This is a genomic window from Streptomyces mesophilus, assembly GCF_040300965.1.
Classification (GTDB): Bacteria; Actinomycetota; Actinomycetes; order Streptomycetales; family Streptomycetaceae; genus Streptomyces; species Streptomyces mesophilus_A.
This window is the reverse complement of the sequence record NZ_JBEPEW010000100.1, coordinates 1-21,276: the sequence shown is the minus strand read 5'-3', so window position 1 is coordinate 21,276 and position 21,276 is coordinate 1. Positions and strand designations below refer to the sequence as shown.

General features: G+C 70.3%; 24 protein-coding genes. 16 read left to right on the top strand and 8 right to left on the bottom strand.

All coding sequences use genetic code 11. The annotated features are described in order from the left end of the window. Positions 1 to 50 precede the first annotated feature (50 nt). Positions 51 to 1,853, bottom strand: a complete 1,803-nt coding sequence (locus tag ABT367_RS28475; protein ID WP_352256112.1) for an SGNH/GDSL hydrolase family protein — start codon at positions 1,851 to 1,853, stop codon at positions 51 to 53. A gap of 144 nt (positions 1,854 to 1,997) precedes the next feature. Between ABT367_RS28475 and ABT367_RS28470 the strand changes: the two genes are divergently transcribed. The 5 genes from ABT367_RS28470 (at position 1,998) to ABT367_RS28450 (ending at position 5,773) form a co-directional block, all read left to right on the top strand. Then, a complete protein-coding gene (locus tag ABT367_RS28470) occupies positions 1,998 to 2,441 on the top strand; it encodes a DUF6278 family protein (protein ID WP_352256110.1) in 444 nt (147 codons plus the stop codon). A 141-nt stretch (positions 2,442 to 2,582) separates the two neighbouring features. Beyond that, positions 2,583 to 3,326 carry an amino acid ABC transporter ATP-binding protein gene (locus ABT367_RS28465; protein WP_199550033.1) on the top strand — a complete coding sequence of 248 codons (744 nt, stop codon included), beginning with the start codon at positions 2,583 to 2,585 and terminating at the stop codon, positions 3,324 to 3,326. A 20-nt stretch (positions 3,327 to 3,346) separates the two neighbouring features. Further along, on the top strand, positions 3,347 to 4,252 hold the full coding sequence (locus ABT367_RS28460) for a glutamate ABC transporter substrate-binding protein (protein WP_352256108.1): 906 nt from the start codon (positions 3,347 to 3,349) through the stop codon (positions 4,250 to 4,252). 10 nt (positions 4,253 to 4,262) lie between these two features. Further along, positions 4,263 to 4,907, top strand: a complete 645-nt coding sequence (locus ABT367_RS28455) for an amino acid ABC transporter permease (RefSeq protein WP_352256106.1) — start codon at positions 4,263 to 4,265, stop codon at positions 4,905 to 4,907. After that, a complete protein-coding gene (locus ABT367_RS28450) occupies positions 4,904 to 5,773 on the top strand; it encodes an amino acid ABC transporter permease (RefSeq protein ID WP_352256104.1) in 870 nt (289 codons plus the stop codon). The genes ABT367_RS28455 and ABT367_RS28450 overlap by 4 nt, the downstream gene beginning before the upstream one ends. Positions 5,774 to 5,805: 32 nt before the next feature. On the opposite strand, the gene ABT367_RS28445 is transcribed toward ABT367_RS28450, so the two are convergent. From ABT367_RS28445 to ABT367_RS28430, 4 genes are all read right to left on the bottom strand, one after another. After that, entirely contained in the window at positions 5,806 to 7,413 is a 1,608-nt protein-coding gene (locus ABT367_RS28445; RefSeq protein WP_352256102.1) for an alpha/beta fold hydrolase, read from the bottom strand. A gap of 96 nt (positions 7,414 to 7,509) precedes the next feature. Continuing rightward, positions 7,510 to 8,709: a L,D-transpeptidase gene (locus ABT367_RS28440; protein ID WP_352256100.1), complete on the bottom strand. Its 1,200-nt coding sequence runs from the start codon at positions 8,707 to 8,709 to the stop codon at positions 7,510 to 7,512. A gap of 189 nt (positions 8,710 to 8,898) precedes the next feature. Beyond that, positions 8,899 to 9,300 (bottom strand): VOC family protein, encoded by a 402-nt coding sequence (locus ABT367_RS28435; RefSeq protein ID WP_352256098.1) that lies wholly within the window; start codon positions 9,298 to 9,300, stop codon positions 8,899 to 8,901. Between the two features lie 49 nt (positions 9,301 to 9,349). Next, complete coding sequence (locus ABT367_RS28430; RefSeq protein WP_352256096.1) at positions 9,350 to 10,102, bottom strand: hypothetical protein; 753 nt, start codon at positions 10,100 to 10,102, stop codon at positions 9,350 to 9,352. A 212-nt stretch (positions 10,103 to 10,314) separates the two neighbouring features. Here ABT367_RS28430 and ABT367_RS28425 point away from each other — a divergent pair, with 212 nt between their 5' ends. Beyond that, a complete protein-coding gene (locus ABT367_RS28425) occupies positions 10,315 to 10,974 on the top strand; it encodes a glycoside hydrolase family 75 protein (protein WP_434975556.1) in 660 nt (219 codons plus the stop codon). 5 nt (positions 10,975 to 10,979) lie between these two features. Here ABT367_RS28425 and map read toward each other — a convergent pair whose 3' ends face one another. Continuing rightward, a complete protein-coding gene (map, locus tag ABT367_RS28420; RefSeq protein WP_352256094.1) occupies positions 10,980 to 11,747 on the bottom strand; it encodes a type I methionyl aminopeptidase in 768 nt (255 codons plus the stop codon). Positions 11,748 to 11,812: 65 nt separating this feature from the next. Between map and ABT367_RS28415 the strand changes: the two genes are divergently transcribed. Next, positions 11,813 to 12,064: a helix-turn-helix domain-containing protein gene (locus ABT367_RS28415; RefSeq protein WP_352256092.1), complete on the top strand. Its 252-nt coding sequence runs from the start codon at positions 11,813 to 11,815 to the stop codon at positions 12,062 to 12,064. Further along, entirely contained in the window at positions 12,061 to 12,525 is a 465-nt protein-coding gene (locus tag ABT367_RS28410) for an NUDIX hydrolase (RefSeq protein WP_352256090.1), read from the top strand. Before ABT367_RS28415 ends, ABT367_RS28410 begins: the two co-directional genes overlap by 4 nt. Before the next feature lie 33 nt (positions 12,526 to 12,558). Here ABT367_RS28410 and ABT367_RS28405 read toward each other — a convergent pair whose 3' ends face one another. Beyond that, on the bottom strand, positions 12,559 to 13,200 hold the full coding sequence (locus ABT367_RS28405) for an NAD(P)-dependent oxidoreductase (RefSeq protein WP_352256088.1): 642 nt from the start codon (positions 13,198 to 13,200) through the stop codon (positions 12,559 to 12,561). Positions 13,201 to 13,304: 104 nt separating this feature from the next. Here ABT367_RS28405 and ABT367_RS28400 point away from each other — a divergent pair, with 104 nt between their 5' ends. The 5 genes from ABT367_RS28400 (at position 13,305) to ABT367_RS28380 (ending at position 17,986) form a co-directional block, all read left to right on the top strand. Further along, positions 13,305 to 13,691: a winged helix-turn-helix transcriptional regulator gene (locus ABT367_RS28400; protein WP_352256086.1), complete on the top strand. Its 387-nt coding sequence runs from the start codon at positions 13,305 to 13,307 to the stop codon at positions 13,689 to 13,691. 41 nt (positions 13,692 to 13,732) lie between these two features. Next, complete coding sequence (locus ABT367_RS28395; RefSeq protein WP_352256084.1) at positions 13,733 to 14,914, top strand: alginate lyase family protein; 1,182 nt, start codon at positions 13,733 to 13,735, stop codon at positions 14,912 to 14,914. Then, on the top strand, positions 14,911 to 16,134 hold the full coding sequence (locus tag ABT367_RS28390; RefSeq protein WP_352256082.1) for an alginate lyase family protein: 1,224 nt from the start codon (positions 14,911 to 14,913) through the stop codon (positions 16,132 to 16,134). The genes ABT367_RS28395 and ABT367_RS28390 overlap by 4 nt, the downstream gene beginning before the upstream one ends. Next, positions 16,115 to 16,513, top strand: coding sequence for a PPOX class F420-dependent oxidoreductase (locus ABT367_RS28385; RefSeq protein ID WP_352256080.1), 399 nt, complete (start codon positions 16,115 to 16,117; stop codon positions 16,511 to 16,513). Before ABT367_RS28390 ends, ABT367_RS28385 begins: the two co-directional genes overlap by 20 nt. 186 nt (positions 16,514 to 16,699) lie before the next feature. Continuing rightward, positions 16,700 to 17,986, top strand: coding sequence for a hypothetical protein (locus tag ABT367_RS28380; RefSeq protein ID WP_352256078.1), 1,287 nt, complete (start codon positions 16,700 to 16,702; stop codon positions 17,984 to 17,986). Between the two features lie 42 nt (positions 17,987 to 18,028). Here the strand turns inward: ABT367_RS28380 and ABT367_RS28375 are convergent, their stop codons facing one another. Continuing rightward, positions 18,029 to 18,190 (bottom strand): hypothetical protein, encoded by a 162-nt coding sequence (locus ABT367_RS28375; RefSeq protein WP_165331085.1) that lies wholly within the window; start codon positions 18,188 to 18,190, stop codon positions 18,029 to 18,031. On the opposite strand from ABT367_RS28375, the gene ABT367_RS28370 reads away from it, so the two are divergent. From ABT367_RS28370 to ligD, 3 genes are all read left to right on the top strand, one after another. After that, positions 18,189 to 19,031: a nitrilase-related carbon-nitrogen hydrolase gene (locus ABT367_RS28370; RefSeq protein ID WP_352256076.1), complete on the top strand. Its 843-nt coding sequence runs from the start codon at positions 18,189 to 18,191 to the stop codon at positions 19,029 to 19,031. The genes ABT367_RS28375 and ABT367_RS28370 overlap by 2 nt on opposite strands. Further along, complete coding sequence (locus ABT367_RS28365) at positions 19,028 to 20,332, top strand: aspartate aminotransferase family protein (RefSeq protein ID WP_352256074.1); 1,305 nt, start codon at positions 19,028 to 19,030, stop codon at positions 20,330 to 20,332. The genes ABT367_RS28370 and ABT367_RS28365 overlap by 4 nt, the downstream gene beginning before the upstream one ends. 69 nt (positions 20,333 to 20,401) lie before the next feature. Next, positions 20,402 to 21,276 (top strand): non-homologous end-joining DNA ligase (gene ligD / locus ABT367_RS28360; protein WP_434975555.1); only part of this gene is annotated, 875 nt, incomplete at its 3' end.

Below are 21,276 nucleotides of genomic sequence, written 5' to 3'. Positions count from 1 at the left end.
TCACGAGCGTGACGAGCTGAGGCTCACAGCGGCTCGAGACGAGCTGAGGCTCACAGCAGTCCGAGATCGATCGACTCCCCGAGCGCCGCGAGCCCCGCGTCCCCGGGATGCAGATGGTCCCCGCTGTCGTACGCGGGCAGCAGCCGTGCCGGATGCTCCGGGTCCCGCAGTACGGCATCGAAGTCGAGCACCGCGTCGTACACCCCGCTGGTGCGGATCCACTCGTTCACCGCCTGCCGCTCCGCGTCCGCCGCGGCCGTGCACAGCGCCTCGCCCTCGCAGGGCGCGATGGTCGCGGCCACGGTGCGCAGTCCGCGCTCCTCGGCGCGCGCGGCGATCTCCCGCAGTCCCGCGGTCACTTGAGCCGCCTTCGCGCCCCACCGCACATCGTTGACCCCCTCGAAGACCACGACCGTACGGGCCCGGGTCTGGGCGAGCACATCCCGCTCCAGACGGTGCAGCGCGCTCACCCCGCCCGTATCCGTCGAGACACCGTCGCCCGGATACCGGTCGGTGACGACGCGGTTGGCGGAGATCCCGTGGTTGAGCACGCCGTACGCCGGGACCTCGTCCTGGTCGAGCAGCCGCCGCGCCAGTACGTTCGGCCAGCGCCGGTTGGCGTCCGGCGTGGACTTCACGCCGTCCGTGATCGAGTCCCCGAGCAGCACCACGGACTCTTCCCCGCCGCCGACATCGACCCCGGCGAGGAACGGCCACGTACTGATCGTCGAGGTGTACGCCCCCGCGTCCGGTGCCCCGGTGTGATCACCGGCCCCGCTCACGTACGACTTCTGGATCGCCTGACTGTGCACGGGCGCCGCACTCACCGTGCCGGGCAGATGGAAGGAGACCAGGAGATTCGTGCCGGCCGGCACGTCGAAGTCCACCGGATCGCTGAACACCTGGGCGCCTGCCGGGATTTCCGCGCCGCGCTCCCCACGGAACGTGAGTGCCACGGGCCCGGACCGCGCCCCCGCGCCCGCCCCCTGTACGGCGACGCTGGCGGAACCGATCCGCACCGGAGCCGAGGCGAAGGTGTTGGCGAGCTGGATCCGCACGCGCGGCCCGCCCGCCGAGGTGTGCACCACGAGCCGCAGCGTCCGGTCCGTCCACGGCCCCACCGCGGTGTAACCGGACGCGGAGGCGGACCAGCTGCCCGTCCAGCCGCGCGCCTGCTCGCGGACGGACACGGCGAACACGTGCAGATCCGCTGCGCCCGGATCGCGCGGCAGCTCCACGGAGGCGAGCTCGCGCCCGCGCACCAGCGGCACCGACACCACGTACAGCCGTGCCTTCTCGGCCAGTTGACCGTCCGCGGTGTTCACATGCGGCAGCGCCACCGCCTTCGTCGCGAGCGGACCCGAACGCCAGTCGGGCGCGGTCAGGCGGTACGAGGAGGAGGACCCGTCCTGGTACCGCACCCGGCCCGCACCGCTCGCGTCCCCGCCCGTCCCGGCCACCAGGAAGGACAGGGCCTCGCCGCGCCCTCGCATCCGTACGGACTGCCCGTCGGCGCGCACGTTGTCCCGCTCGCCGGGCCCGGTGCGCGGCAGTCGCAGCCGTGCGGCGTCGACGGAGAGCGTGCGTCCGGGCGTCCAGCCCGCCGCCGCGAGGTCCTGCGCCGACAGCGAGGAACCCGATCCGTCGAAGTCCGCTTCGCCCGGCGCCGCGTCGTCACTGATCGCCCGATTGTCGAAGAGCCGCTCCAGCGGCGCCGGAGCGCGTTGCTCCTCGGCCACCGCGACAGCACCGGGCGCCAACCCCGCCACCAGCGCAAGAACCAACGCCCCACCCCGCAGACCTCGGCGCACGAAGGACTCCTCCCGTTGACGGTGTGACGAAGGATGCGCCATGAAGCTAAAGAGGTGGCAGGAACGCGTCAATGACCGCCGCCTGAACTCGCCCTGAATTCAAGGCGGAACGAGCGTGTGTGCGAGAGCCAAGATCGATCCGCGCGCCCTGTGGTGCCCCGCGGGAACGGATGCGACTCTTGGCTTATGAACATCCCTTTTGTCGATCGGTGGCGCAGGAGGCAGGCGGCCGGCAGCGATGACGCACCCCTCGCCGCCGCGTTCGAGGAAGATCCCGAAGGCGTGGCCGAGCTGCTCTCCGAATGCGCCTTGCTGCGCTCGCAGGCGGAGAGCGTAGGACTCGAACTCGACGACTCTCCCGCCTCCTTGGAGGCGCTCGACCAGCTGCTCCCGCGCTGGCGCGACGACCCCGAGCTGCTGCCCTGGCTCGGCAATGACGCTGGTCTCTACCTCGGCACCGTCGTCGTGCGCACCGTGCCCGGCGCCACCTGGCACGTCTGGCCCGGCGGTCATCCGGTGGTCCGGCTCGTCTCCGGCCGTGAGATCCAGGTCGTGGAAGCGGGCCTGGACTGGGCCGTGGCCGGCGCGCCGGAGCTGTCGCAGGTGTACGCGGAGGCCTCCGAGGCCTGACGCGGACCACACCCCGGAGCCTTCAACACCCCGTTGGTCAAAATACGGTTAATGCCCCAATCATGCGTGTCGCCTGTTAAGTCCCATATTGCGCTGGATAGTTTGCGCGGACTCAACAGCGATAAGTGGGCAGGTCCGTACATGGCCGTCGATCCGTTGATCGAGCTGCGTGACGTCAACAAGTACTACGGAAAGCTGCATGTCCTCCAGGACATCCAGCTCACCGTCGGACGCGGGGAGGTGGTGGTGGTCATCGGGCCGTCCGGCTCGGGCAAATCGACCCTGTGCCGGACGATCAACCGGCTCGAGACCATCCAGTCGGGCTCGATCACCCTCGACGGGCAGCCGCTCCCGGAAGAGGGCAAGGGACTCGCGAAGCTGCGGGCCGAGGTGGGGATGGTCTTCCAGTCCTTCAACCTCTTCGCGCACAAGACGGTCCTGCAGAACGTCTCGCTCGCCCAGGTCAAGGTGCGCGGCCGCAAGAAGGACGAGGCCGACAAGCGCTCGCGTGAACTCCTCACCCGCGTAGGGCTCGAGGCGCACGCCGAGAAATACCCGGCGCAGCTCTCCGGCGGTCAGCAGCAGCGCGTGGCCATCGCCCGCGCCCTCGCGATGGACCCCAAGGTGATGCTCTTCGACGAGCCCACCTCGGCCCTCGACCCCGAGATGATCAACGAGGTCCTCGAGGTCATGCAGTCGCTCGCCCGCGAGGGCATGACGATGGTCGTGGTCACGCACGAGATGGGCTTCGCGCGCTCGGCCGCCAACCGCGTCGTGTTCATGGCCGACGGCAAGATCGTCGAGGACCGCGCTCCGGAGGAGTTCTTCAACAACCCCGAGAGCGACCGCGCCAAGGACTTCCTGTCCAAGATCCTGAAGCACTGACGGGGGACGGGACTCAAGGAATGCGTACTACACGTGTGCTCGCGGCCCTGCTGTTGGCCGCGCTCGCCGCAGCGGGCTGCGGCAAGGAAGGCAGCCCGCCCACCAAGGGGCCCAAGCCCGAGGATCTGCCCAAGTACCAGGTGGCCACCGGCTTCCAGCTGCCCGACTCGGGCACCTGGAACAAGGCCGAGCGCCGCGGCCGGCTGGTCGTCGGCGCCAAGGAGGACCAGCCCTATCTCGGCGAGAAGGACCCGGCGAGCGGCGCCTACTCGGGCTTCGACATCGAGATCGCCAAGATGATCGGCGCCTCCCTCGGCTTCGCGCCGAACGAGATCGAGTTCCGCACGATCGCCTCGGCCAACCGTGAGACCGCCCTGCAGAACGGCCAGATCGACTACTACGTGGGCACCTACACGATCAACGACAACCGCAAGAAGCTCGTCGGCTTCGGCGGCCCGTACTACATGGCGGGACAAGGACTGCTCGTCCGCAGCGACGAGGAGGACATCAACGGCCCCCAGGACCTCGACGGCAAGAAGGTCTGCTCGGCCGCCGGTTCGACCCCGTACCAGCGGATCCAGGCCGACTACCCGAAGGCGGTCCTGGTCGCGTACGACACGTACTCGATCTGCGTGGACAACCTGCTCACCTACCAGGTCGACGCCGTGACCACCGACGACGCCATCCTCCAGGGCTACGCGGCGAAGCTGCCCGAGGAGATGAAGCTGGTCGGCAAGCCCTTCTCCGAGGAGCCGTACGGCATCGGCGTACCGCGCGGCGACAACGCGCTCAGGTTCGCCATCGACGACGCCCTCGAGGCACGCGAGAAGGACGGCACGTGGAAGAAGGCGTACGACGCGACCCTCGGCCTGTCCGGGGTGCCCGCGCCCACACCGCCGCCCATCGACCGCTACCCGGCGAGCTGAGGGGGCCGGCATGAACGTACTGACGGAGAACTTCTCCACCTACGGCGAGGGCTTCCTCGGGACGGTCGAACTCACCGTCTACGCCTCGATCCTGGCCCTGGTGCTCGGGTTCATCATGGCGTCCTTCCGGGTCGCGCCGGTCGGCTCCTTCCGTGTCTTCGGCACGGTCTGGGTCACCGTCCTGCGCAACACCCCGTTGACCCTGCTCTTCTTCGCGGTCCTGCTCGGACTGCCGCGCTTCGGGCTCGTGCTGCCCTTCAAGGTGTTCGCGGTGCTCGCGCTCGGCTGCTACACCTCGGCGTTCATCTGCGAGGCGCTGCGCTCCGGCATCAACACCGTGCCCAAGGGACAGGGCGAGGCGGCCCGCAGCCTCGGGATGACCTTCAGCCAGACGCTCTCCCAGGTGATCCTGCCGCAGGCCTTCCGCTCGGTGATCCCGCCGGTGGGCTCCAACCTGATCGCGCTCGCCAAGAACTCCGCGATCGCCGGCGCCTTCAGCGTCGTCGAACTGCTCGGCACGTACCGCACGCTCAACGAGCTGGGCTACAGCATCATCTGGACCTTCGTCTGGATCGCCGTCGGCTACCTGATCATCACTCTCACCATCAGCGCGCTCTTCAACTTCCTTGAAAAGCGCTGGGGGGTCGCCCGATGAAAGCCCTCGACCACGGCTCCAACGCCCTCTACGACATCCCGGGCCCCAAGACGGAACGCCGGCACATGCTGTACGGCGTGCTGTCCACCGTGCTCATCGCGGCGGTCGTCGGCTGGGTGCTCTATCTGCTCTTCGACACGGACCAGTTCACCGCCACCAAGTGGAACCCCTTCACGTACAAGGGAATCCAGGAGCTGCTGCTCAAGGGGCTCGGCAATACGCTCAAGGCCTTCGCGATCGCCGCGGTGCTCTCGCTCGCCCTCGGTGCCGTGCTCGCCGTCGGGCGGCTCTCCGACCACCGGCCGGTGCGCTGGCTGGCCACGCTGATCGTGGAGTTCTTCCGGGCCATGCCGGTCCTGGTGATGATCTTCTTCGTGTTCGTGGCCCTGAAGGTCCAGCCGCTGCCCGCGCTGGTCACCGGACTGACGCTCTACAACGGCTCGGTGCTCGCCGAGGTCTTCCGCTCGGGCGTCAACTCCGTCGAGAAGGGCCAGCGCGAAGCCGCGTACGCCCTCGGTATGCGCAAGACGCAGGTGATGAGTTACGTACTCGGGCCGCAGGCGCTGCGCGCCATGCTGCCGGCCATCATCAGCCAGCTCGTGGTGGCCCTCAAGGACACCTCGCTCGGCTACCTCATCACGTACGAGGAATTCCTTCACGCGGGCAAGCTGATCGCGTCGAATCTCGACTACGATCTGCCGTTCATCCCCGTGGTGATGGTGATCTCGCCGATCTACATCGGGATGTGCATGCTTCTGTCCTGGTTCGCCACCTGGGTGTCCAAACGACAGCAGCGCAACCCGAAGGTCGAGGCCGTGGATGTCGCACCGGCCGAACCAGGGACGCTGCTGCCGGGGAGGCAGTAGCAACGAGCAAGCCCCCCGGCAGCAGCCGGAGATCACTTCTCGCGCAGCGGCACCGATACGAACGACGGGTCGGCCGCGGGAGAGGAGAAGGTCAGCTGCGCGCCGGTCGGGTTGTGCTCGATGTAGAGCGGGTCGACCGTGTCGATCACCAACGCGAGCCTGTGCCCCTCGGGGACGTCGTAGGCGGTGGAGAACAACTCCAGATCCACGCCGAACGGCTGCCCCGGGGTGCGGTCGTGGAAGGTGTACGGAGCGTGGGAGACCAGCTTGCCGACGCCGAGCGGCCCCACGTCGTAGAGATACGCGACGAGGGTGCCGCTCGGCTTCGTGCTGCTGACGGTGGTGTGCAGCTTCACGTTGCCGCGGACCTGCTGGCCGCTGGTGTAGCGCGGTGACTGCCAGACGCCCGCGAACGTGCGCGGGAGCAGCGGGATCGAGGCCGTGGGCGGGGCCTTGAAGAACTGGTCGAGGGCGTTGGACAGGAGCACGATGCCGCCGTTGGCGCCCGAGTCGACGTTCGCGAGGAGCTTCTCGGTGTCGTTCAGCGGGATCTTCGTCGTGGCCGTGCCGACCGACTTCCAGTCCGCATAGCCCTCGTACGCGCCCGTCGAGCGGGACTTGAGCTGGACGGGCTGCTCGCGGTCGATGCCGTTGTCCACGCCCTTGAGGTGGTGGTCGAACCAGCGTTGCGTGTTCGTCCACACGTCATTGGGCAGCCCGAGCAGGCCCGTCGCCTCGGCCGTGGCGTGGTCGCCGGGGCGGAACTCCAGGCGCTTGGGGCCGGTGAGCTGCTCGTAGAACTTCGCGTACTGGTTGGGCGGGAAGATCGTGTCGCCCCAGGCGTTCGCAAGGAGCACCGCGGGCTTGTTGGCGTTGAGCTTGTCGAGGTAGGTGGCGGGGGAGCGCTTGCGGCCCCAGTCGATCATCTCCTGTTCCTTGGCCAGGTTGGAGCCGAGGAAGTCCTGCATGATCTGCTGGAGTTCGGGGCTCGGGCGGCCCGTGAGGAAGCCCGCACCTGTGAGGAGGCCGGCCGCCATGGAGTGCTGGGTACGGCCCGAGTAGATCGACTCGATCAGGTCGGCCCAGCCGCTGATCGCGCCGACCGCCTTCACGCGCTTGTCGTGGGCGGCGGCGAGCAGCGAGATGCCCGCGCCGTACGAGACACCGGCCATGCCGACCTTGTCGGGGTCGGTCGGGGTGTTGGCGAGGGTCCAGTCGATGACGCGGGAGGCGTCGGCGATGTCCGGGGGCCCTGCGACTTCGATGTTGCCGCCGGACTGCCAGAAGCCGCGCGAGTTGTAACTCACCACCACATAGCCCGAGTCGGCGAGCTTCTGGGCCTGCGCGACGTACTCGATCTGCGGCACGGCCCAGCTGGTGGGCAGCACGATCGCGGGGAATCTCTGGCCCGCCTGGGCGCCGGCCGGGGTGAAGACATTGCCCTTGAGGATGGTGCCGCCGTCGCCGGGGATGTCGACGAAGCGCACATCCGCCGCGGCGGCGGCCTGAGTTGCGGGCGCCGCCTGAGCCGTGGCCGGGGCCAGACCGAAGGCGGCGCCCGCGACGAGGGCCGCGGAGAGCGAACTGATCGAGGTGGTACGGAGGGCCTTGGCGCGCAGGGCTCTGCGGGGAAGTCCCACGGGTCACTCCTCACTCGTGTAAGTGCAAAGTGACCGAACGGTAACGTCAGTTGCTTACCTCGGGTAACCCGCCGGTAAGTTACGTACCGGTAAAGATTAGTTGCCGCCCTGGCCGTCGAGGGCGCTGAGCTTCTGCCAGTCGGCCCAGCTCATGTTCCACTGCGCGTAGCCGTTGCCCAGCTTGGCCTGGCCCTTGGAGCCCTGGCCCGTGACCTCCACCAGGTCGCCCGGCTGCACCTGGGCGTAGAGCCAGTCGGCGTCGGCGTCGCTCATGCCGACGCAGCCCGAACTGTTGTTGACCCGGCCGTAGTTGCCCTCGTTCCAGGGGGCGGCGTGGATGTACATGCCCGAGTCGGTCAGACGCATCGAGTCGCGGACCATCTTGTCGTAGGCGTCGCCGAGGCCCACCGACTCGGAGGTCATCCGGATGGTGCCCTCCTTGCGCATCAGCACCATCTTCCCGTCCCAGGAAGCCTTCTCGCCGCCGGGCGTGCCCGCCGCGACCGGGATCGACTTGACGACCTGACCGTCCCTGACGAGCTGCAGCTGCCTGCTGCCGAGGTCGACCTCGACCTGCTGGTCCTTGCCGATCGTGAACGTGTTGTCGTAGTCGCGGACGAACCAGCCGCCCCCGCCAGAGTCGATCCCGTCGAGGTCCGCGTCGAGCTTCACCTTCGTGCCGGGCTTCCAGTACGTCTCGGGGCGCCAGTCCACCCGCTGGTGTCCGGCCTGGTCCTGGTACCAGCCCCAAGAGCCCACGGTGTTGTTGTCGGTGCTGACCTTCAGCTGCTTCTCGACCGCGGCCTTGTTCTTGACCGGGTGGTCGAACCGGATGGAGATCGGCATCGCGGTACCCACTGTGGAGCCGGCCTTGAAGTTGAAGTCCAGCTTGTTGACCTTGTCCGCGGCCTGCGTGCTGAACTGCTGCTTGCCGGCGCGACCCTTGTCGTCCTTCACGGTGACCGTGTACGTGGCGCCGGGTACGGCCACACGGTCGGAGGTCCAGGTCCTCCCGTCGGCGGATATCTTTCCGGCGAGCGCGGCGCCCTTGGTGTCCTTCACCGCGACGTCCTTGAGCGTGCCCTCCGCGGCCGTCACCTTCACGGGCGCGCCGGGCTTCGCGCTGTCGCCGGTGAGGTTGACCGAGATCTTCGCGTCCTGGTCGGCGGCGAGTGCCCCCTTCCCGTCGCCCCCGCCGCCCGAACAGGCGCTGAGCGCGACCGCGAGCACCGCGGCGCCGGCGAGTGCGGCGGTACGGGCCGTGCGGGGCAGGGGGTGGCGGCGGGTGCGGCTCACAGGGTCCTCCTCCAAGGGGTGGTGTCCGTGGGGGAGGAGTCGGAAGCGGGCCCTCAGGTTGCGAATTGCCAGGAAAATTCTCGGTAATTCGGGCAAAGCTTCCGAGATGGTGCCAGCGGGTGCCCTTCGGCGGTGCGGCGGGGACGGAAGTCCCTTGACGTCTCGGGAGGGACCGCTCAGGAGAGACCTCTAGGAGGCGATCTCCCAGATGTGCCCGGCGGGGTCCTGGAAGGCGGCGGTGCGGATGCCCCAGGGCCGGTCCATCGGACCGTTGAGCAGGCTCACGCCACGCGACTTGAGCTCGTCGCACATCGCGTCCACATCGTCCACGGTCAGCGTGAACTGCAGCCGGGAACCGGCGGCCGGACCCGCGACCGGCGCGGGACCGATCAGCTCGGCTGCCCCGTCCACGTCGATGATGTTGATCAGGGTGTCCCCGAACCGGAACACCGCCGAGGTGCCGTTCTCGTAGTGCACGGGCAGGCCGAAGGCCCGCTGGTAGAACTCCTTGGCCGCGGCGAGATCCTCGGCGAAGAGGGTGATCGCCGTGATGGGGCCGGGGAAGTCCGGGCTGTTCTTCGTGTCGGTCATGAGGCCGCATGATCCCGGGCACGCGCGGGTGGCGCCAAGCCCCGTGACGCTACTGCTTCGCGCGGTGGGAGTTCTTCGGGGCGGGGGCCTGCTCCTGGGCGGCGCGGGTCACGTCCGCCACGAGTTCGACCACGTCGGGGCCGTACGCCTGGGAGTTGACGACCTTCAGGAGCAGCACGAAGGAGTTGCCGCCGTACTTGCGGGTGAGGCGCTCGTGGTTCTTGGCGAGGTAGCGCGTGGCCGCCTGGTTGGTGATGGCGCGCTGGCCGCAGAAGAGGAAGACCGGACGGGCCTCGCGTCCCTGGCCCGCGGTGAGGCGGGCGAGGACCACGTACTCGGTGATGCCGGGCTCCATGCGATAGCGCTCGGAACCGATCTGGAAGGCGCCGCGGTCGGGGCCCGGCTCGGGGTCGGTGTTGACGCGGACGCCCGGCAGGAGCGAATGCATGTGCGCGGCCATACGGCGGTTCGACGAAGGGCCGCCGACACAGAACTCGGTGCGTTCGCCGAAGCCCTGCTGGGCCGAATCGTGCGTGATGAGCTGGGAGTGTGCGCCGCAGTCCTTGATGAGCGCGGACAGTTCGAGCAGCGCGAAGACATCGTTGCGCGAGATCATCAGGTCGGGTCCGCCCGCGTCGCGGTTCACGACGAGCAGGGACTCGGAGTTCTGCGGGAGACCGAAGAAGGCCTGCTTGCGTCTGAGCTTGCGGCGCCACAGATACGTACGGGCATACCAGCCGGCGGATATGGCGATCGCTACGACGACCACACCGATGACGACATTGCGCAGGACTTCATTCATGGGCGCGCACTCTAGCGGTCCGCCGGACCCCTGTTCGAGGGTCCCCCCGGCGCCTTTCGCGCGGACCGCGGGGTGTTTCCGGCAAGGTGCGATACGTCGGGAAACGGGGCCGACGGGGCAGTAAAAGGTGCGAGGCGGACGGGGGTCGGTGAGGGTGGGCCGGGTGTGCGCCGACGGCCCCGGCGCCCCGTGACTCGTCGAGGAGTGGTCCCTTGCGTGGTGTCCTGCCGGTCGTCCTTGCCCCGGTGCTGCTCGCCGCGGCGATCCCTCCGGCTGGTGCCCAGGAGGGTCCGGTCCCGGCCGGTGCGCTTCTGGCGAAGGTGCGGAGCTGTCATCCCGTATCGGCCGGGCGCTACCGCACCGACGACGGCGCACGTGCGGACATCCCCGTGTGCGGGGCCAAGGGTGCCGTCTTCTGGAAGGCCGATCTGGACATCGACTGTGACGGCCGCCCGAGTCGCGCCTGCAACAAGAGGACCGACCCCTTCTTCCTGCCCACGACCGCGTTCCAGGACTCGGCAGGGCGGCAGCTGGACTCCGCCGCCCTGCCGTACGTCGTCGTGCCCGGTCCGAGCAAGGCCTGGGACCACCGGAAGTGGGGCGTGCACGGCGGGGGAGTCGTCGCCGTGATCTACCGCGGCAAGGTCCAGTACGCCGTCGTCGGCGACACGGGACCCACCGATCTGATCGGCGAGGCCTCCTACGCCACGGCCCGGGCGCTCGGCATCGATCCGCACCCGGTGCACGGGGGCGCCGACGGCGGAGCCACGTACATCTTCTTCCGTGACTCCCGTGTGCGGCCGATCGAGAACCACCGGGAGGCCGTGCGGCTCGGGCAGTCGCTTGCGCGGAAGTTCGTCGCCGGACGCTGAGCCGCCTACAGGGTCGTGAGGATCCGCGGCCCGTCGTCCGTGATCGCCACCGTGTGCTCGGCGTGCGCCGCGCGGCTGCCGTCCACGGTGCGCAACGTCCAGCCGTCGCGGTCCTCGTAGTAGCGGTCGGTGCCGCCGCCGATCAGCATCGGCTCGATCGCGAGCACCATGCCGTGCTTGAGCAGCATTCCGCGTCCCGGCCGGCCCTCGTTCGGCACGGACGGGTCCTCGTGCATCTGGCGGCCGATGCCATGGCCGCCGAAGCCCTCCGGGATCCCGTAGCCCGCCTTGCGGCAGACCGTGCCGATCGCGTGGGCGATGTCGCCGATGCGGTTGCCGACCGTGGCCGCCGCGATGCCGGCGTCCAGCGCGGCGAAGGCCGTCTCGACGAGCTTGGTGTCCGCGGGCCGCGGGGTGCCGACCGTGAAGCTGATCGCGGAGTCGCCCGCCCAGCCGTCGAGCTTGGCGCCGAAGTCGACGGAGACGAGGTCGCCGTCGCACAGCCGGTAGTCGTCCGGGATTCCGTGCACGATCGCGTCGTTGACCGAAGCGCAGATCACGGCCGGGAACGGGGTGGGCGCGAAGGCCGGCTTGTAGTGGAGGAACGGCGAGGACGCGCCCGCTTTGCGCAGCACCTCGTGCGCCACTTCGTCGAGTTCCCGCAGGGTGCTGCCGATATGAGCTGCCTCGCGCGCCGCCGTGAGGCCCTGGGCGACCACGCGTCCGGCCTCGCGCATGGCCGCGAGCGACTGATCCGTTTTGATCTCTACCATGCCAATTACTATACCGGTCGGAGCGGTATAGAAATAACGCACCCCGGCGGTATTAGAATAACGGCATGGTGCGCACCCCTCTCACCCCTGAAGAGCGCGAGCGCGGCGAGCGTCTCGGCCGTCTGCTCCGCGAGGCCCGCGGTTCCCGCAGCATGAACGAGGTGGCCACGGTCGCCGGGCTCTCCGCCGAGACCCTCCGCAAGATCGAGACGGGCCGGGCCCCGACCCCGGCGTTCTTCACCGTCGCCGCGCTGGCCGAGGCCCTCGGACTCTCCCTGGACGAGGTGCTCGCCCGCTGCTCCCCGCTGCCCGCGTGACCCGGACCCCGCGCAGCGCCGCCCGCGTCGCGGTCCTCGCGCCCGGCGGCGCGCTCTTCCTGCTCCGTTACGACAACGAAGAGGTCGGCCCGCACTGGGCGATGCCCGGCGGCGGCCTGGACGAGGGCGAGTCGCCGCGCGAGGGCGCACTGCGTGAACTCCATGAGGAGACCGGCTGGCGCGACCTCGTACTCGGTGAGCTCCTGTGCACCTGGGAGCACGACTTCACCCGCGCCGGCGTGCCCGTGCGGCAGCACGAGCACATCTACGTGAGCCAGGGCCCGCTCCGTGACCTCGGCCCCGAGGTGGCCCGTGCGCATGCCGCGGACGGGATCCTCGGGGCGCGGTGGTGGACGCCGGCCGACCTCGAGACCACTGAAGAGGCGCTCTGGCCACCGCAGTTGGCGGCCGTCCTGAAGTCGGCCGGGCGTCCGGTGCACCTGGGGTTCGTACCCAACTGAGCAGCCCCGGGTGCCGGGGCCGTCACCGGGCGATCAGGACGAGACCGCCAGCTGCACCCTGTGATGCGCGGGCCGGTCGATCTCGTCGAGCAGCGCGACCGCCAGGTCCGCGTGGGCGATCCGGCCCTCGCCCTCGATCACCGTGCCGACGGCGGAGCGATACGTACCGGTCGCCGGGGCCTCGGAGGAGAGGTCCAGTGGAGGCACCACCATCAACCAGTCCAGCCCGTCCGCCTGTTCACGCAGCAGCTCGAACTCCGCGACATGGCCCTGCGAGAACACCCGGTACTCCTCGGGGAAGGCCGGATCGTCCATGATCCGCACCCCGGGCGCGGTCCGAAGCGTCGAGGCGATCCCGAGGACGAGCAGACGGCGCACGCCCACCTTGCCCAGACCGGTGACCAGCGCGCGGGCCGCCGCGGTGAAGTACTCCTCGGACGGTACGTCGAGCCGCGCCGAGGCATTGACCGCCGCGTCGTGCCCCGCCGCGAGCGCGGCCACCGAGGCGGCGTCGGTGGCATCGCCGCGTACGACGGCGACCTGATCCGCGCCGAGGTCCGGGTACTTGGCCGGGTCGCGCACCACCGCCGTCACCGCGTGGCCGCGGCGCACGGCCTCCGCCACCGTGGCCCTGCCGACCCGGCCGCCGGCGCCGAAGATCACGATCCTGCTCATGGGATACCCCCTGGGTTGCTGGGCTGAGGGCAGGACCGTAGAACGCCGGGGTCCGGTTACTTCAAGGGAACCGGGGTCCGGAGGCGACCTCGTACGCTTCCCCTATGAGCCGGATCGAGCCACTGAGCGCGGACATGTTCGACGCCGACTGCGGACACCGGATGCCCTTCCGCGTCGGCGACAAATGGAGCGCGATGCTGTTGCGCTGCCTCGAAGCCGGGCCGCGCCGTTTCACCGAACTCAAGGTGCCGCTGCACCGGGTCTCGCCGAAGGTGCTCACCGAGACACTGCGCGCCATGGAGCGCGACGGCTGGGTGAGCCGCACCGCGTACGACGAGAACCCGCCGCGCGTCGAGTACGCGCTCACGGCCCTCGGCCGCGCCCTGCTCGACCCGATGGACCACCTCTGCGCCTGGACGCGCGCCCACCGTGCGGAGATTCTCGGCGTGCGCGAGGAGAACGTGCAGAGGGAGTACGCGCAGGGGGAGTAACAGATCCTGCGCCCCGCCCCGGCCGGGCGCAGGCTGCCCGTATGGTCCGTCCCCTGGCTCTCGTGCGTGCTGTGCTCGCCGCCGTCCTGCTGCCGCTCCTGGTCTCGACCGCTCCCGCACCGCGCCCGTTGCAGCATCCCGGCGCGCTGCTCGACCGCGGCCGGCTCGACTTCGTCCGCGCACGGGTGCGGGCCGGCGAGGAACCGTACGCCTCGGCCTTCGACGCGATGCGGGCCAGCCGCTATGCCTCCCTGTGGTACTTCGTCCAGCCGCAGACCGAGGTCGTCTGCCCGCCCGGCGACCGGCCCGGGCACGGCTGTGTGCAGGAGCGCGAGGACGCCATCGCCGCGTACACCCATGCCCTGATGTGGGCCGTCACACGTGAACAGGCCCATGCCCGCAAGGCCCTTGAGATCATGGACCTGTGGTCGGGGGCGCTGCGGAGCCACAGCGCGGGCAACTCCGGACTTCAGGCCGCCTGGGCCGGGTCGGTGTGGGCGCGGGCCGGGGAGATCATGCGGTACGTCCACAAGGGCTGGCCGGACGAGAACGTGGCGCGCTTCGACCGGATGCTGCGCGAGGTCTATCTGCCGCAGGTCGCGGGCGGTTCGCTCGGCCGCAACGGCAACTGGGACCTGGTCATGGCCGACGCGGCCGCGAGCATCGGGGTCTTCCTCGACGACCGCGCCGTGTTCGAACGGGCCGTCGCCCGGGTGCGGCAGCGGGCGCCCGCGTACTTCTACCTGCGCTCCGACGGCCCGCGTCCCAAGAGCCCGCCGGGCGGACTGGTGGATACGGACGAGGAGTTGACCCGCTACTGGTTCGGGCAGCGGAAGTTCGTGGACGGTCTTGCGCAGGAGACCTGCCGCAATTTCGAGCATGTCGGCTACGCGATCGCCGCCACCGCGCATGTCGCCGAGACGGCCCGTGTGCAGGGCGTCGACCTGTACGAGGACGTGGCCGAACGGCTGCGCGCCGCCCTGGAGTTGCACGCCCAGTACCAGGTCGGCGAGGTGGAGGCCGGCCCCGAGTGGCTGTGCGGCGGACGGCTCACGCTCACCATGGGGCCCGATGCCGAGGTCGCCCTGAACCATCTCCAGAACCGCCTGGGTCTGCGCCTGCCGCACGCGCGGCGCCTGGCCGGTGAGATGCGGCCGGCCGGCACGGACAACCTGTTCGTGGCGTGGGAGACGCTGACGCACGGCGGGGAGCCGGCGAAATGAGGCGCCTCATCGCGCTGGTCGCCTTGGCGGCGGGCCTGGTCGCCGCGGCCCCGCCCCCTCCGCCGCCCGACGACATCCGCTCCGGATTCCAGCACCCCGGCGTGCTGCTCGACCTCGACCAGCTCGACGCACTGCGCCGGGGCGTCGAGGAGGGCCGGGAGCCGGGGGCCTCCGCGTACCGGCGGATGAAGGAGAGCCGTTACGCGGCGGACGACTACCGGCCGCACCCGTACCGGATCGTCGCCTGTCCGCCGTACGAGAATCCGCCCGCCTGCACCGCCGAACGCGAGGACGCCCTCGCGGCCTACACCCAGGCGCTGCTCTACACGGTCACCCGTGACCCGGCCCACGCCCGCCGTGCCGTACGCATCATGGACGCCTGGTCGAAGGTGATGACCGACCACACCGGCGGCAACTCCGCGCTCCAGGCCGCCTGGTCGGGCTCGACCTGGGCGCGGGCCGCCGAGCTGATGCGGCACACCTACGAGGGCTGGCCCGCGGCGGACGCCTCCCGGTTCGGACGGATGCTGCGCCACGCCTACCTCGGTGAATACGCCGAGGAGGTCGCCGACTACAACGGCAACTGGGATCTGACGATGATCGACGCCACGATGGCCATCGGTGTCCTCCTCGACGAACGCCGGGTCTTCGACGAGGCCGTACGGCGCTTCAGGGCCCGCGTCCCCGCGTACTTCTATCTGCGCGGCGACGGCCCGGTGCCGCATGCGCCGCCCGGCGGGAAGGCGGACACGCCCGAGGAGATCCGGGAGTTCTGGTTCGGCCAGCGCACCTTCGTGGACGGGCTTGCTCAGGAGTCCTGCCGCAACTTCCAGCACGTCGGCTACGCACTGGCCGCGACCGCGCACGCCGCCGAGACCGCCCACCACCAAGGGGTGGACCTCTATGGAGAGGTACGGGAACGGCTGCGCGCCACCGTCGAGTTGCACGCCCGCTTCTCGCTCGGCGAACCCGTGCCGAAGACGCTGTGCGGAGGCAGGCCGCAGCTCACGATGGGGCCCGACCTGGAGGTGGTGCTGCACCATCTGCGCGGACGGCTCGGGCTTGCGATGCCGTACGGGGAGAAGCTGGCGGCCTCGATGCGGCCGGCCGGGACCGACGACCTCTTCGTGGCCTGGGAGACGCTGACGCACGGCGTCCGCCTCGCCACCTGTACGGAGAGGACGGATAGGGTCGACTGCCATGACCAGCGACGCCCTTGAGGCCCTCGGCCGTTCCCGCTACATCTCGCTCACCACGTACCGCAAGAACGGCACCCCCGTCTCCACCCCGGTATGGGTCGTCGGCGACGGCACGCTGCTGTACGTGTGGACCAAGACCGACACGTGGAAGGTGAAGCGGCTCCGCAACGACAAGCGCGTCGTCGTCACCGAGTGCGATGTGCGCGGGCGGGTCGCCGAGGGGGCGGTGAGCGCCGAAGGGACGGCGACCCTGCTCGAGGAGAGCGAGATGCCGAAGGTGCGGCGGCTCCTTTCGCGCAAGTACAAGTGGCAGTACTGGATGGTCGACTATCCGGCGATGATCGCGCGGCTCGGGAAGCGGCCGCACACGGGGATCGCCGTGCAGGTGACACAGGTCTGACCCGGCGCGGCGCACGCACCCGCGCGCGTTCTCTCATGTGTCCCTACGAAAACCGCGCGTAGCCGCCCCGTAACACGCCGGGTGTGGAATGCTGCCGCACACGCGGACCGGAACGGTCCAGTCAGAGCCTGCCGGGCGTCGGGGCGCAGACGGGGGCTCAGGAGCAGGATCGCAGGTGGGGGAGACATGGCGGCGGGGCAACACGCGGACCCTGCGCGGGAGTTCGCGGACTATCTGAGAGGGCTGGTCGGGCGGATCGACCAGGACGGTGGCTGGTGCGGGGTCTTCCTGCGCCGCGATCCGGACGGCATGCGGGCCTGTCTGCAGGGCCGCGAGGCGCCGCCGTGGGATGTGGTCGAGGCGCTGCTCAACGACCTGGCGGCGGTCTACGGGCGCGATGCGGCAGCTCAGGAACTGACCCACGCCCGCGCCCTCCACCAGCGCCTTCTGCGCCACGTCGACACCCGGCCCGGTGCCAGGGAACGGCTCGGCGAGCGTCTTGACCAGATGCTCAAGGAGCAGCACTACGCGTCCGAACGGCAGGCGGAACTGGCGGAGTTGCTCCAGTCCGCCTCCCCCTTCGACGCCGAGCGGCTGCGGCTCGACCTCGCCTGGGCGCAGGACGACCACGAGCGGGCCACGGCACGGGCGGCGGAGCTGCGGGTACGGCTGCAGCAGGTGGCGGGGCGGCCGCGGCCCGAACCCCGTGCCGCGCCGGCGGACCCGGACCCCTTCTTCGCGCCACGGCAGGGGATGGGGGCGCCGGCCGATGACCTGGCCCAAGAGCCCTCCGCCGCCCGCCGGTTCGCCCGCAGGGGCGCCCGGTACGCGCCCGGCGGGGACGACGCCTCCATGATGCCGCCGACCACCGCTCCGTCCGCGCCGCGCGGCGCCCGGTACGCCCAGGTCCCCGAGCCGACCCAGCCGCCCGGGACCGCGCCAGGACCCGAGGTCCGCTCCACCGCGGCCACCGTCGCCCAGCTGATCGCGCTGCGCAGCGCGGGACGTACCGGCGAGGCGCATGTGCTGCTGTGCGAGGCGGCGCGCCGCCCGCCCGGGCAACTGCCGATGCTGGCTGAGGAGTTGTACCGCGCCGGGCTGGCCGCCGACTGGGCGACGCTGCTGTGGGAAGCGGCCTCGCTGCCACCCGCCGAGCTCGTCGCGGTCGCCGACGCACTGGCCGCGGCGGGCCGGTCCGACGACTCCGGCAAGCTGCTTCGCCAGGGTGTGGGACGGCCCGCGTCCGAGATCGGCGAGGCCGCGCTCGTCATGGCGGACGCGGGGCGCCGGGTGCAGGCCGAGGTGCTGCTCGAGGCCTTCCTGCGGGTCCGTACGCCCGAAGAGGCCGCCCGGATCGTCGCCGCCGACCCCGACCGGCTGATCCCGCCGCTGCTCAAGGCGGCCGAGACGGTCTCGGGCAACTGCCGGCGCGATCTGTCCCATGCGCTGCGGGTGGCGGGGTACCGCGCCTAGGGCCTGGTCCGCGTGACGGGGGCCGGCCGTCGGGGGTGTGCCTCACCCGTACGAGTAGGAATTCGCGATCAGTGCCGTGGGCTTGCCGCAGGCGGTCTTGCCCCGCACCTTTGCTGGTCGTACGTTCATGGCTCCACGGCCCTCGTCTACGGGCGTAGAGCTGCCGTGGCCGACAGCGAGCGTCTCGTCGAAGGAGCAGCTCATGGCCACCGTCGTACGCGCCGCACTGGTCCAGGCGACCTGGACAGGCGACACCGAATCCATGATCGCCAAGCATGAGGAGCACGCCCGGGAGGCCGCGCGCCAGGGTGCGCAGGTCATCGGCTTCCAGGAGGTGTTCAACGCCCCGTACTTCTGCCAGGTGCAGGAGGCCGAGCACTACCGCTGGGCGGAGCCGGTGCCGGACGGGCCGACCGTGCGCCGGATGCAGGAGCTCGCGCGCGAGACCGGGATGGTGATCGTCGTCCCCGTCTTCGAGGTCGAGCAGGCCGGCTTCTACTTCAACACCGCGGCCGTGATCGACGCGGACGGCACCTATCTCGGCAAGTACCGCAAGCACCACATCCCGCAGGTGAAGGGCTTCTGGGAGAAGTACTACTTCAAGCCGGGGAACCTGGGCTGGCCCGTCTTCGACACCGCGGTCGGCAAGGTCGGCGTCTACATCTGCTATGACCGGCACTTCCCCGAGGGCTGGCGCCAACTCGGCCTCAACGGCGCCCAGTTGGTCTACAACCCCTCGGCGACCTCGCGCGGCCTGTCCGCGTATCTGTGGCAGCTGGAGCAGCCTGCGGCCGCGGTCGCCAACGAGTACTTCATCGCCGCGATCAACCGGGTCGGCCAGGAGGAGTACGGCGACAACGACTTCTACGGGACCTCGTACTTCGTCGACCCGCGCGGGCAGTTCGTCGGCGAGACCGCGAGCGACAAGACCGAGGAACTTCTCGTACGGGACCTGGACTTCGGTCTGATCGAGGAAGTGCGCACGCAGTGGGCGTTCTACCGCGACCGCCGTCCCGACGCGTACGAAGGGCTGGTGCAGCCGTGACCCCCACACCCGCCGAGTCCTCCTCCGAGCTGCACGACCGCCACCGCCGGGTGCTGCCCGACTGGCTCGCCCTCTACTACGACGAGCCGATCGAGCTGACGCACGGCGAAGGCCGCCATGTGTGGGGTGCGGACGGCACCAAGTACCTGGACTTCTTCGGCGGCATCCTCACCACGATGACCGCCCATGCCCTGCCCGAGGTCACCAAGGCGGTCGCCGAACAGGCCGGCCGCATCATCCACTCCTCCACGCTCTACCTCGACCGCCCGATGGTCGAACTCGCCGAACGGGTCGCGGCGTTGAGCGGTATCCCCGACGCCCGGGTCTTCTTCACCACCTCGGGCACGGAGGCCAACGACACCGCCCTGCTGCTCGCCTCGGTGTACCGCAACTCGAACGCGATCCTCGCGATGCGCAACAGCTACCACGGGCGCTCGTTCTCGGCGGTCGGGATCACGGGCAACCGCGCCTGGTCGCCCACCTCTCTCACCCCGCTGCAGACGCTGTACGTGCACGGGGGAGTGCGCACCCGCGGCCCGTACGCGCACCTCGACGACGCGGAGTTCGTGGCCGCATGCGTGGCGGACCTCGAGGACCTCCTCGGCCACGGCCGCCCCCCGGCCGCGCTGATCGCCGAGCCGATCCAGGGCGTCGGCGGCTTCACCTCCCCACCCGACGGCCTGTACGCGGCGTTCCGTGAAGTCCTGTCCGCGCGCGGCGTTTTGTGGATCTCGGACGAGGTCCAGACGGGCTGGGGCCGCACCGGCGACCACTTCTGGGGCTGGCAGGCGCACGCCGCCTCCGGGCCGCCCGATATGCTCACGTTCGCCAAGGGAGTCGGCAACGGCATGTCCATCGGCGGCGTCGTCGCCCGCGCCGAGGTCATGAACTGCCTCGACGCCAACTCCATCTCCACCTTCGGCGGCTCCCCGGTGACGATGGCCGCCGGTCTCGCGAACCTCACGTACCTCCTGGAACACGATCTGCAGGGCAACGCCCGCCGCGTCGGCGGTCTGCTCCTGGAGCGGCTGCGGGCTGCGTGCGCCGGGGTCGCGTGCGTACGGGAGGTGCGCGGCCGCGGCCTGATGCTCGGCATCGAACTGTGCGCACCGGGCACGGACCGGCCCTCGCCCGAGCGGGCGACCGCCGTCCTGGAGGCGGCCCGGGCCGGCGGACTCCTGATCGGCAAGGGAGGCGGCCACAGCACGAGCGTGCTGCGGATCGCACCGCCGCTCTCCCTGACGGTCGCGGAGGCGGAGGAGGGCGCCGCCGTCCTCGAACGGGCCCTGCACACCGTGTAGCGCCGTCCCCGCGGAGCCGGGTCCGGACCGCACGCCCGCGTTTGGGCCCCGCCCGCGCGGGCACCCGGCATGGCCCCGTCGCGTGGAGGAGGCGCCGTGAACCAGTCGGACACGTACTCCGTACGGGCCGGGCGGCGCACCGTCGACGTGCACCGGCCCGGCAAGGTGCTCTTCCCCAAGGACGGTGAGCATCCCGCGTACACGAAGGCCGAACTCGTCGACCACTACCGGTCGGTGGCGCCGTTCATGCTGCCGCACCTGCGCGGACGGCCACTGATGCTGGAGCGCCATCCCGACGGGATCGACGGCCCCCGGTTCATGCAGAAGGACACCCCGGAGCACTACCCCGACTGGATCCACCGCGTGGAGGTCGCCAAGGAGGGCGGCACACTCACGCACACCGTGTGCGACGACACCGCGACCCTGGTGTTCCTCGCCGACCAGGCCTGCCTGACCCTGCACCGCTGGCAGTCGAGGACCGGCAGGATCGAGCGGCCGGACCGCATCGTGTTCGACCTCGACCCGGCGGCCGACGACTTCGAACCAGTCCGCGAGGCGGCCCGCGAACTGGGCGAGCTCCTCGACCGGTTGGGGCTGCCCTCGGCCCTGATGACCACCGGGTCGCGCGGACTGCATGTGGTCGTGGCCGTCGACGGGCAGCACACTTTCGACGAGGCGCACACCTTCGCCAAGGAGGTCGCCGCGCTGCTCGAACAGAGCCGTCCCGAGCGGTACACCACGGCCGCCCGCAAGAAGGACCGCGGGGACCGCCTCTATCTCGACGTACAGCGCAACGCGTACGCCCAGACCTCGGTGGTCCCGTTCACGGTACGCGCGAAGCCGGGCGCCCCCGTCGCCGTACCGCTGGCCTGGTCCCAGCTCGACGAGCCCCGGCTGCACGCCCAGCGCTGGACGATCGCGGACGCCGTCGACCAGGCGCGTAC